8 protein-coding genes and 1 other RNA gene are annotated in these 12,622 nt (G+C 36.3%); 5 read left to right on the plus strand and 4 right to left on the minus strand.

Annotated elements, in window-relative coordinates:
- The coding region (locus CG11_RS22210; RefSeq protein WP_156039858.1) for a T9SS type A sorting domain-containing protein at positions 1-486 on the plus strand (486 nt) is incomplete at its 5' end.
- A 1,298-nt stretch (positions 487-1,784) separates the two neighbouring features.
- Here CG11_RS22210 and CG11_RS22215 read toward each other — a convergent pair.
- The 3 genes from CG11_RS22215 to CG11_RS22225 all read right to left on the minus strand — a co-directional run bounded on the left by CG11_RS22215 (position 1,785) and on the right by CG11_RS22225 (position 5,420).
- Positions 1,785-2,564 (minus strand): succinate dehydrogenase/fumarate reductase iron-sulfur subunit, encoded by a 780-nt coding sequence (locus tag CG11_RS22215; protein ID WP_052599056.1) that lies wholly within the window; start codon positions 2,562-2,564, stop codon positions 1,785-1,787.
- A gap of 60 nt (positions 2,565-2,624) precedes the next feature.
- Complete coding sequence (locus tag CG11_RS22220) at positions 2,625-4,643, minus strand: fumarate reductase/succinate dehydrogenase flavoprotein subunit (RefSeq protein WP_052599057.1); 2,019 nt, start codon at positions 4,641-4,643, stop codon at positions 2,625-2,627.
- A gap of 93 nt (positions 4,644-4,736) precedes the next feature.
- Positions 4,737-5,420 (minus strand): succinate dehydrogenase cytochrome b subunit, encoded by a 684-nt coding sequence (locus tag CG11_RS22225; protein ID WP_052599058.1) that lies wholly within the window; start codon positions 5,418-5,420, stop codon positions 4,737-4,739.
- A gap of 293 nt (positions 5,421-5,713) precedes the next feature.
- Between CG11_RS22225 and rnpB the strand changes: the two genes are divergently transcribed.
- Together rnpB and CG11_RS22235 are read left to right on the plus strand one after the other, a co-directional pair.
- Positions 5,714-6,105, plus strand: an RNA gene (rnpB, locus tag CG11_RS23125) — RNase P RNA component class A.
- Between the two features lie 25 nt (positions 6,106-6,130).
- On the plus strand, positions 6,131-6,784 hold the full coding sequence (locus CG11_RS22235; protein ID WP_052599060.1) for a hypothetical protein: 654 nt from the start codon (positions 6,131-6,133) through the stop codon (positions 6,782-6,784).
- A gap of 91 nt (positions 6,785-6,875) precedes the next feature.
- On the opposite strand, the gene CG11_RS22240 is transcribed toward CG11_RS22235, so the two are convergent.
- On the minus strand, positions 6,876-9,377 hold the full coding sequence (locus CG11_RS22240; protein WP_052599061.1) for a T9SS type A sorting domain-containing protein: 2,502 nt from the start codon (positions 9,375-9,377) through the stop codon (positions 6,876-6,878).
- A 133-nt stretch (positions 9,378-9,510) separates the two neighbouring features.
- Between CG11_RS22240 and CG11_RS22245 the strand changes: the two genes are divergently transcribed.
- Both CG11_RS22245 and CG11_RS22250 read left to right on the plus strand, forming a co-directional pair.
- A complete protein-coding gene (locus CG11_RS22245) occupies positions 9,511-10,914 on the plus strand; it encodes a hypothetical protein (RefSeq protein WP_052599062.1) in 1,404 nt (467 codons plus the stop codon).
- 158 nt (positions 10,915-11,072) lie between these two features.
- Positions 11,073-12,617 carry an NAD(P)/FAD-dependent oxidoreductase gene (locus CG11_RS22250; RefSeq protein WP_231512827.1) on the plus strand — a complete coding sequence of 515 codons (1,545 nt, stop codon included), beginning with the start codon at positions 11,073-11,075 and terminating at the stop codon, positions 12,615-12,617.
- The last annotated feature ends 5 nt before the right edge of the window (positions 12,618-12,622 follow it).

Here is a 12,622-nt window from a genome sequence, read left to right on the forward strand (position 1 = left end):
GAGTTGAATAATGCAGGTTACGAAGTGGAACATGCACTGCCTAGTACTGGTGCACCAGAATTTAATCAAATTGGATATGTTAATGGAGCAGGAACAACGACTACAGCGCAAAATTATGATTATAAAGTACCTAATTTAATACCAGGAGTGCATTACTTCCGATTAAAACAAGTAGATTTTGATGGGACATCTACTTATACAGAAGTAAGGTCGCTAACAGTAGAAGCACCGTTGGTGAAGCAACTGTTCCCAACAGTATTGCACGAAGGAAGTAGTACGGTATACCTTCAAATTTCGAAAGATGATCGTTATCAAATTGAAATTATAACCGCTTTGGGGCAAATAGTTGAGTCGTATAGCGCACCAATGACATCCAATGCTTACCATGAAATAGATTTTGATATAAATCGTTATGTATCGGGAATTTACTTTATCAGAGTAAGCAGTAATAATACGAGTTTTACAAGAAAAATACGAGTAGAGTAATAGAAGGACTAGACACAAGATGATATGAAAGACTCTGACTGGTTTTGGTTGGAGTCTTTTTTATTTTAGATGCTATTTTGTGGCTTGTTTTTTGTCAAGAGCTTGAGCTTTGTTTGCCATTGCTCCAATAGATTGATCTATAGAGGAGAAATAAGTAAATATTTTGGCTAAAATTTATATACAGGACTACATACTAGAAATGATAGTAATGACTGGATATGTAAACGAAATATTAAGAAATATTAAAATTATAATAATGAATGAAATAAATTTTGACTCCCAAGGAAAATAAAATAAATTTGCAGTCGTTATTGATAACAGATGGCAAGAAAAAATAAATCAAAAAATTTTTTCAACTCATGCAACCATTTCAAAATGAGATTTGTCGTCTAGTAGTAAGAGGGTTTATCCCTATGTGCTAAAATAATACTATATGTATATTCAATCTAATATTAAATAGATACCGCTATTAATTTCGATTGGAATTCTTCGAAATTAACGAAGAAACTTAAGGGAAGATTAGGAGGAATCTTCCCTTTTTGTATATCTATACTTGACCTATTGGATAATGCAGACTTACCTACCTTTCCTTACCATTGGAAATATTTACATTATAATATATAGAATTGAAGTAGAACGGATAAAAAATTTTTATCAGAAACTTATTTTTTCAAATGATTTGTTGAGAAGACCTTAGATAAGTTTATCCCTAAAAAAATTGCTTGTTCAAACCATATAGAAGCAGTGCAACTACGGTTACATAGCAGACATTTTAATGCTTAAAATGAAGGTTTGAAAAAAAAATAAAAAAAAAGTAAAAAAAATTCCAACCTTTTGAACAACTCCTTGTCATAGGGGCAGATAGTGATTCAATAGTATCTATTTAATCATTTTTTAGGTTTTATTTAACAGCCGTTTTTTGATTGGAATGTTATCCTCCCAAGTATATCAAAAGATCAAAAAACATCCCTAAGCTGTTATGTATCTGCCCTAAGTGAACTATACAAGTTTAATATCCTCATTACTTTCTTTCTTATTACTATTGTTAAGTTAGTTGAAAGTGTGGAAAAACTAATCAATCTTATAATTAATAGAGATACGGCTAGATTAATTTTGATTGAAAAACTCTTTTGGCGAGAAGAGAACAGTAAAAGAGAGCTATCCCCAGCTCTCTTTTTTTTATTTATCCAATTTGGTTTGCTCCTTCCTATTGGTTGCATTACTTCCTAAAACAAAAAAGCAGCCAAGATATATCTTAGCTGCTGTATAAATTTTATTTCAAGAAACGATTTTATCGTTTACTCTGTTGTTTTTAAAGTTGCAGAGAAATATTCTCTATTCATTTGTGCGATATAGTCTAAAGAAATTTCTTTAGGACATTCCGCTTCACAGGCACCAATATTAGAACACAAACCAAATCCTTCTTTATCCATTTGGCTAACCATTCTTTTGACACGTTTAGCAGCTTCAGGCTTTCCTTGTGGCAATAGAGCCAAGTGAGAAACCTTTGCAGAAGTAAACAACATTGCAGCAGCATTCGGACAAGCAGCAACACAAGCACCACATCCAATACAAGCCGCAGCATCAAAGGCATCAGCCGCAATTCCTTGTCCAATAGGAACGGCATTTCCATCTGGTGTACCTCCTGTATTAACCGAAACGTAACCACCCGCTTGAATAATCTTGTCAAAAGAACTACGATCCACTACTAAATCCTTTATAACAGGAAATGCAGCAGCTTTAAACGGTTCAATATAGATATTATCACCATTATTAAAATGGCGCATATGTAGTTGACACGTAGTTGTTCCTTTCATAGGACCATGAGGGCGGCCGTTGATGACCAAACTACACGCACCACAAATCCCTTCTCGACAATCGTGCTCAAAAGCGACAGGACCTTCTGGGTATTTATCTTTGTTTTCTATAATGTGTGCATTCAAAACGTCCAACATCTCTAAGAAAGACATGTGTGTGTTAATTTCAAGATCTGGATAAGATTTAATGCCTGGATTTTTATCATTCACCCCTGTTTGTCTCCAAACAAAAAGGTTTACTTTTATATTATCGTGAGCCATAAGTCTCTATTTTTTTTGTTTTTATAATTACCAAAAAAGAATTCCTTCTTTCTTTAGCCGTTATTTATAAGAACGAGTTTTCAACTCAATGTCATTGAACGTTAATTCCTCTTTGTGGAGAATAGGATCCGCATCTAAACCATTGTACTCCCAAGCTGATACATAAGCATAGTCTTGGTCATTACGTTTGGCTTCTCCTTCAGGTGTTGCATATTCGTCACGGAAATGCCCACCACAAGATTCGTTACGATCCAAAGCATCTACCATCATTAATTCTGCTAATTCAAAGAAATCAGCCACACGCAATGCTTTTTCTAATTCAGGATTAAACTCATGCCCATCTTTATCTGTGTGAGGAATGTAAACCTCTTTCCAGAAACGGTCACGTAATGCACGCACTTTTTGACGACCTAGTTTTAGACCTTCAGCATTACGAGCCATGCCACAATATTCCCACATAATGTCTACTCCCAATTCACGATGGAACGATTCCACAGAGCGAGTTCCATTAATGCTAAGTAGTTTCTTGATTTTATTTTTAACATCGTTTTCAACGGCTTCAAACTCAGGTGCTGATGTATCTGTCATTGGCGTACGAATTTCTTTGCTCAAGAACACACCAATTGTATAAGGCAAAACAAAGTATCCATCTGCCAAACCTTGCATCAAAGCAGAAGCACCCAATCGGTTGGCACCATGGTCAGAGAAGTTACACTCACCTGTTGCAAACAAACCAGGAATACTAGTTTCCAAATTATAATCTACCCAAATACCACCCATAGTATAATGAATTGCAGGATAGATACGCATAGGAGTGTAGTAAGGATCTTCACCCGTAATTTTTTCATACATCTCAAACAAGTTGCCGTATTTCTTTTCAACAACAGCACGTCCTAGTTGTTTAATTTCTTCCTCACTTGGGTTAGATATTCCTTGAGAAATAGCCTCTGATTTTCCGTAACGAATAACAGCAGAAGCAAAGTCAAGGTAAACAGATAAGCCAGTAGCACCTACACCATGTCCATCGTCACAACGATATTTAGCAGCACGAGAAGCTACATCACGAGGTACCAAGTTACCAAAAGCAGGGTAGATGCGCTCCAAGTAGTAGTCTCTGTCTTCTTCTGCCAAATCTGTTGGCTTCATTTTTCCTGTTCTCAAAGCCTCCACATCTTTTTTGTGTTTAGGAACCCAAACACGTCCATCGTTACGCAAGGACTCTGACATCAAGGTTAGCTTTGATTGATAATCACCAGATACAGGAATACAAGTTGGATGAATCTGACAGAAACAAGGATTGGCAAAATAGGCTCCACGCTTGTGAGCAACCCAAGAAGCAGTCACATTAGACCCCATTGCATTGGTAGATAGATAGAATACATTACCATAACCACCAGTACCCAAAACAACTGCATGAGCACCAAAACGCTCTAATTTACCAGTCAATAAATTACGAGCAATAATACCACGAGCCTTGTTATCAATAACAACTAGGTCAAGCATTTCATGGCGATTGTACATTTTTACATTCCCCAAAGAAATTTGTCTAGACAAAGCACTGTAGGCACCAATCAACAATTGTTGACCCGTTTGCCCACGAGCATAAAAGGTACGAGATACTTGCACCCCACCAAAAGAACGGTTGGCTAAGTTACCACCATATTCTCTTGCAAAAGGAACTCCTTGAGCGACACATTGGTCTATAATATTTCTAGATACTTCTGCCAAGCGATGTACGTTAGCCTCACGAGAACGGTAGTCACCACCTTTTACTGTATCATAAAATAGACGATAAACTGAGTCACCATCATTTTGATAATTTTTTGCAGCATTGATCCCTCCTTGTGCGGCAATACTGTGCGCACGACGAGGGCTATCGTGAAAGCAAAAAGCTTTTACTTTGTATCCTAGTTCTCCAAGAGTGGCAGCGGCAGAAGCACCTGCCAAACCTGTTCCAACTACGATGACTTCTATATTACGTTTATTGTTAGGAGCAACAAGTGGCATATTGGAACGGTATTCGGTCCATTTTTCTGCCAGTGTCTTACTTTCAGGTACGTTTGACTGAAACTTTTTCATATGATAGAATGAATTTTATTCAACAATGATTTCTTTAATAACAACAGTTGTTGTTGGAGGGAGTTCAAAGCCGAACTCCTATTCGTTAGTTAATTACTTAAGTACAAAAAATACGATTGGCATAGAAGCAAATCCTAATGGGATTAGGATAGAATACCCCATGGCTACGGCTCTAATAATAGGAGCATATTTTTTGTTGTTTAGTCCCATTGTTTGGAAAGCACTCCAGAACCCATGCATCAAATGCAAGGCTAGTGCAACCAATGAAATTAAGTAAAAAACAACTACCCATGCTTGAGAGAAAGCTTCTTTGACTAGACTATACAGGTCTTTCACTTCCAATCCATCATAGGTTTGTTTGCCCATTTCAAAAAAGTGCATTTGTGCCCAAAATTGCCACATATGCAAACCGATAAATACGAAAATGAGCAGACCCAAGTTTCTCATGTTTCTTGAAGCAAGCTTTGCTTCTGTATCTGCAATTTCCTTTCCTTGATAAGAACCTCCTTTTGCTTTACGATTATATGCTGTAATCAAAATTCCTTGTACAGCATGTAATAAGATAAAAAAGTAATTGCCATAAGAAATTACCTTAATCAAGGGATTGTGTGTCATGTGATAGGCATAGAGGTTAAATGTTTCTCCGGTGTTGTCAAAGAATAACTGTAAGTTCCCCAGCATATGCACGACTAAAAACAGGCATAAAAACAAACCTGTTAACGACATAATTAATTTCTTACCAAGAGAGGATAGTAAAAAGTCTATAATCCACTTCATGTTGTAATGATAATTTTAGTTTTAAATATAGTTCTTAAGAAGGTTATAATAGTACTGCTATTATAATTGTACGGCGCAAAAATAAAAAGATTGCGGTTACATTTTTACATTCTGCTCACAAAATATCTATTCAACGCCACTTATGCAACCTATGTTCAGGCTTATTTGCAGACTGTTTTTATTTAGAATAGTTCTATACTGCTTTCTTTTACCTTGTGTTAGGTTATAATAAACGATAGAAAATAGCATTCTCATAGCATTATTCCAAAATATAGCCTATCTTTGCAGGCGCAACTACAAGCTGCTCTATCGCGGGTTTGAGCTATTCAAACATGAGGAAAGTCCGAACAACGCAGAGCATCGCACCATCTAACGGATGGGGTTTTCTTTTGCTTTTGCATAAGAAAATACAGAAAGTGTCGCAGAAAATAACCGCTTTCATTTTATTGGAAGTAAGGGTGAAAACGTGCGGTAAGAGCGCACGGCTATTATTGGTAACAATAGTAGCGGATAAACCTTGCGAGTTGAAATGCCATGTATACCAGCATGGGCTCTTCGGAGTCCGTAGGGTTGCTCGCTCTAGCTGGAGGGTAGGCAGATAGAGCCAATAGGTGACTATTGGTCTAGATAAATGATAGAGACTCTTTGTAGAGTACAGGATTCGGCTTATAGGCTTGTAGTTGCTTTTTCTTGTTTCAAATCAAACTATTATGAAGGTTGCAATAACCATACTATTCTCTTGGTTGTGGTGTATCTGTTGCTGTCAAGAACAATACTTCGAAGGACAAGTCACTTATAAGGTTTTTGAACGATTTGATGATCCTGATGAAATTGTTCCAGAAGATTCTATTGTTTTGTTCATTGCCGATTCTATGTTTTTAGAACAAATTTATATAGATGGAAAAGTATGGCGTTGGTCATTGCTAAGAAATGATACGTTGTTCGAATCAAAGTCCAGTACAAAAGTTGTTTATAAGTTATTGGAGAAGCAGTCTGAAGATTACCAATGGGTAGGTTCAAAAGGAAATCAAGTTCAAACCAATAAGAAAGGAAGTATTTTAGAAGATAATTTAGGAAACACTTATTTTGCTTTGTTTGATTCGACTATTTTAGTTGATTTTTGTATTTATCCTATTTATGCAAACAATCTGTCTTATCTACCTAAATACCTCCATTTAAATAAGGAAAATGTGTCTTATACGCATCAAATTAAGTCTAAAAAAGCACAAATCTTAAACGCAAATATCTTTCAAATTCCCAGTCATTATCGAGTTATATCAGAAAAAGACCATCAAGAAGAGTTGATTCGGCAATTAAAATCTCAACCTCCTAGGGGGAATGTTTTATTAAAAGCGAAGGATTAATTTTGTTGAAACAAAAAAGAAAATTTGGCAACTTGAAAATTCATTTTTCAAATTGCCAAACTCTCAAAAAAAATCTGGTAAATATTACCTCTTATTGTTTTATGATTTTGTGTGTGCTAGTCTTTTGATTTTGTTGAATATTGATATAATAAACCCCACTGGTTAAGTCATTCAAATCAAGTGCTGTTTGTTGATCGCTAACATTTTTTTGCACTAGATTTCGTCCTAGATGATCAAATACCTTGATTTGTATGTCATTTTCTCCCAATTGATCAATATATACTAAACCAGAAGTAGGATTGGGATAAATATGCACTTTCATATCTTCTATCCATGCTTCTTCCATTTTTAAGACAATAGGAATAAAGTTTTCTCCAATGGTATGTGTGGTTACATTCGTAAAAATAGGAGGATTAAAATCAAAATAAATTGCTGCTTGGTTATTGATAACAGAACCATTGATTAAGTTTGGTACTTGGTTAATGGAATACGTAAAGAATCCATGAGAAAGAGGTTCGTTGGCATTGCTATCTACTAGTAAAATATCATCAAAACGAACTGTTAAAACCCCAGTACCACTTAACTCCCAAGTATAAGGATGGCTACTTGCACCCATTAATAAGCTACTAGCATCAACATTGGTTGATAGGGTATCAACAATAACAATATTAAAGGCAGTATCGGTTCCTGTGTTTTGGAAGCGGATTCTATATTTTAGTGGTGTATTGGCTTCAATGTAATGCGCGCTTCCATATCCTTCAGGTTGCGCTGCCTTATCATTAGGGTCAAAGGATGCAACATTAGATTGACAGTCGTTGTCGATAAAATAAGCGGTATTGCCTGTATAGTATTGTGTCAAGAAGCCTGTATTAAAGCTACCGTTATTAAATGGACGACAACCTTCGGTATAAGAATGAACAATGGAGGGACCTAATTGAGGGGGAAATCCATTCGCTTGGCGAGCTTGAATGCGATATGTTTTTCCTAAATCGGCAGGTTGTATGACTTCTACCGAATCACCACCATTAAGATTAAATGGTGCCATTTGAATAATAATATCATCTTCAAAAATGGAATAATCCTCTGCTGCCAGCATATTATTGCCTATATTTTTAATTTTGAAGAAAATAGAATCATTCTGGCAAGTATTGCTAGCTTTTAAAATAGGACCATTCCACAATGGCAGGCAAAAACTATCTGGATAGATATGGGCATAGCTACAATGTGTTTGTCCAGGGATCGCTGCCGCATCAACAGTAACATAGATGTAGATATTACCACACTCACCAACACGTACTGTATCTAAATCAAATTGATAAGTATTGCCAACAACAGAAGTAGGTGCGATGCTTGTTGAGGTGACGTTCAAAAAAGAATCAATGTTTACTTCGACATAACTATTGTAGGCGTCTAGCGTTCCATTGTTACAATAGTGCACATTATACCAACTTCCTCCGCCAGCTCTGCGCAAAAACGGTGCACCTATTGAAACGGTCATTAAGTGACATGGAGTCCCTGCTTCTAATACCCAGTTTACGGTATCTATCGTGTTGAGTGTAGGAATGGTAATATTGACTTGGTTGACGCAAGCATTTCCATATAAGTTATTGATTGGAAAATACTCTAAAGTGTAACTTCCTGTATCTAAATCTGCCTCATATAATCCATTAGGATTGGTAGAAAAATATTGAACTAGCCCACTATTGGAATTGGTCACTTTTATAATTTGAGAACCAATTAATGGCTCATTGATGTCAGGAGTACAGTTGTTGTTACTATCTAAGCGTACCTGCCCTCTAAGAGTGATAGGATCGTCTAATAAAGTAACACAATTGGTCGTCATACACCCATTGACATCGGTTACAGAGAAGCAATAGATGCCAGAAGGCAGCCCTCCTGCAACTGGACCAATTTGACCTGTTGGCCAGACATACGAGTAAGGAGGTGAACCACCACTAGCAGTGACGGAAATGCTTCCGTCAGCAGCACTAGCTTGACTAGGGTGGGTAATATTAGTAATCGTAGCAAGAACAGGACTAGCGGGCTCATTTATGGTTACGGAGGTAGTGTCTTGACATCCATTTAAATCGGTTGCTGTTACCGTATAAAGAATACCTGTTGCACAAAGGTTGGTTGCTGTAGCGGTTGTCTGGTTACCAGAGGCAGCATTCCAGTGATAGGTATAGCTTTGACCTGTACCACCACTAGCTGCAACTGTAGCCTCTCCTGTGCATGTTCCAAAGCACAACGCATCAAAAGTATTAACAATTGTTACCATTAGAGGTGATGGCTCTGTCACAGTAATAGAACTGGTTGCTGTACAACCAATAGCATCTGTAATCGTTACCGAATGGACACCTGGACAAACCCCTGAAGCAATAGGAGAGGTTTGGTTGCTAGACCATAAGTAGGTATAAGGAGCAGTCCCGCCAGAGGGAGTAGCGGCAATTTCTCCATCACAAGCTCCATTACAAGAAACGTCTTGACCGTTATAGTTAGAAGTGATGGCAGCGGTTACACTGCATTGTGCATATAACTCCGAGTAAAGAGGGGCGAAGCTTAGCAATAAAAATATATTTAATAGTAATCTCATAATTTAGTAGTGTTTGTTAAGTCTGTAAAATGGATTGAGTATTAGCTTTTTGGTCGATATGCTACAAATGTAGTTGAAGTTTGATTAGAAATGATGTACATTTTTTATATATTGTCTGATATAAATGATTAAAATGATGCAAAAATCTAAGCTAGTTACTGTTTTTAAAAAGATAGATAAAAAAGATCTTCGAGATTTAAAAAAATGGGTGCAATCGCCTATTCATAATGAACATAAGGATGTGTCCAAACTGTTTGATTTTTTATTTACTAGGTATCAGTTAAATGCAACGACACTTAAAAAAGAACGTGCTTGGAAATACCTGTATCAGAATAAACCATACGATGATTTAAGAATGCGTCATATTATGTCTTCGAGTTTAAAAGTGCTAGAAGAATTTGTCAGCTATAAAATGGTAAAAAATATCTCTTTTGAACACGAAAAAAAATTGGTAAAAGCCTATAGAGATAGAAAATTATTGAAACCTGCTACTCAAAGCCTGAAAAAAGCTACAAAGTATCTAAATAAAAGCGTTCCACTCGATGAAGCATACTATTATCACAAGTATGAATTAGAAGTCTTGAAATTTGATTTGGAAGGCACTCAAAATAGGACAAGAGCAACCAATATAACCGAAATAACCAAACAGGCGAGTCTGTTTTTTATGATCACAACGTTGCGATATGCTTATACGGCACGTAGTCAGCAAAGTTTGAAAAAAACAGATTATAACGTTCCTTTATTAGATAGTGTCTTGCAAGAAGTAGAACACCATGATTATTCTTCCTCGCCAATTCTTATGATTTATTATCATGGTTATCAAACTCTCAACAATCCAGAGGAGGAACAGCATTTTCAGGCACTTAACTATTACTTAGAGCAATACGATTGGCTAGGAGCAAAAGAACAGCGAGAAATTTTATTAATGGCTTTAAATTATGCGATTAAGCAGATTAATACGGGAAGTCAATTTTATATGCAAGAAGCCTTCCGACTTTATAAAAAGGGGTTAGAAGAAAATTTGCTGATTGAACAAAATGAAATGAGTCACTTTGCTTATAAAAATATTGTCTCTCTAGGTATTATTTTGAAGGAATACGAATGGCTGGATGATTTTATACCAATGTATGCCCTGAAACTTAAAGGTGATTCTAAGAGTAATTATCGAGATTATAGTTTGGCGAGGTTGACATTTGCTAGAGGGGATTTTAATCAAACAATGGAACTGTTAATTCAGGCGGATTATGACGATATTATGTTGAATATTGGTGCAAAGGTGATGCTCTTAAAATTATATTATCAACAAGGTTATTGGGATGCATTGGAAGCTTTATTAGAGAGTTTCCGAATTTTTTTGAATCGAAAAAAAGAGCTGAGTTATCATAAAACGCATTATGCTAATCTGATTAGTTGGGTTAAAAAATTGTTGAGTACGCCTAATTTTGACAAAGAAGTACGAAAGAAAATGAAGCAAGAAATCGCTAATACGCATCCCTTAGCAGAACGAGAATGGTTGTTGGAACAAGTGAGAAAATAGAAGTATAAAACGAACATATTAAGTTGATGAATCCGCCCAAAGGATAAAAAAACAACAGAAATTTGCCTTCAAAGTATACGCTTTAGTATGAAAACATAGCTTTTGTTTAACTTTTTTTACGAAAAAATACTTTTTTGTTAAACAAAATAATCCGTTCTATGTTCCATAGAATATTCTCAAGTATTGGTGAGAGTTCTATTGAATTGTACAAAAACGGAAAAATGCAAATTGATATTATAGGTTCAGGTTTTGCAGGTTTAGTTGCTGCTTGCTTTTTAGCTAAAAATGGACACGAAGTCCATGTTCATGAAAAAAATGAGATGGTAGGTGGTCGAGCTCGTACGTTTAGTGTCGAGGGGTTTACCTTTGATATGGGACCTTCTTGGTATTGGATGCCCGATCTTATTGATAAGATTTTTGAAGATTTAGGCGAAAAAAGGGAAGATTACATAACTTTAGAGCGATTAGATCCTTCTTACCGAGTGTTTTGGAACGACAGATCTTATACCGATATGCCTGCCAGTATGGACGCATTATATCGAGTATTTGATGATCTTGAAAAAGATGGAGGGAAAAAATTAAAGCAATTTTTAGACGATGCACAAATTAAGTATAAGGTAGGGACAGAAAAATTCTTGGAAAAACCAGGCTTAAGCCTCTTGGAATTGATTGATGTAGAAGTGTTTAAAAACTTCTTTAAACTAGACTTGTTCAAATCGGTCGAAAAAGATGTTTGTAATCGTTTTGAATCACATAAGGCACGTTCTATTTTAAGATTTCCTGTGTTATTTTTGGGAGAGATGCCTCATCGAATTCCTTCTTTGTATACCTTAATGAATTATGCGGATCTAAAGTTAGGAACTTGGTATCCCAAAGGAGGGATGCAACAATTGGCACAAGGGCTTAAGAAAATTGCAGAGAAACATGGTGCTGTATTTCACTTGAATAGCCCTGTTACAAGTTTTACCTGCGCGAATGGAAAAGTAACAGACCTTCACTTTGAAGGCGTTTCAAAAAAAGTAGAACAGGTAGTTGCAGGCGCAGACTATAATTTTGTGGAACAGCAACTAATTCCCAAAGCATACAGACGATACAGTCCCGAATATTGGGATAAACGAAAAATGGCTCCAAGCTCTTTAATTTATTACTTGGGAGTTAATAAAAAACTGGAAGGAGTAGAGCATCATAATTTGTTTTTTGACGAAGATTTGGTGGAACATGGCAAACAAATTTATGATCAGCCAGATTGGCCAGATAGCCCCTTGTTTTATGCCTGTGTAACCTCTAAAACCGACCCTGATGTAGCACCAGAAGGAAAGGAGAATGTATTTTTACTCATGCCTTTGGCACCAGATGTAGAGGACAACGAGACCCTTCGAGAGAAATATTTAGACATTATGTTGGAACGAATGGAACGTCATACAGGTCAATCTATTCGGTCGCATATTATATACAAGCGTTCTTACTGTATCAATGACTTTAAGCAAGATTATAATTCTTACAAAGGTAATGCGTATGGATTGGCCAATACCTTAATGCAAACGGCCAATTTAAAACCAAAAATAACTTCTAAACTAGATAACCTTGTTTTTTGTGGGCAACTAACGGTTCCTGGTCCAGGTGTTCCTCCTGCCTTAATTTCGGGCAAAGTAGCGGCAAAATTAGTTATGAAAAAAGCTGCTACCCCAAAAAAAGGACACTAGGCTTA

The sequence above is a fragment of the Aureispira sp. CCB-QB1 genome (genome assembly GCF_000724545.1).
In the GTDB taxonomy this organism is placed as follows: Bacteria; Bacteroidota; Bacteroidia; order Chitinophagales; family Saprospiraceae; genus Aureispira.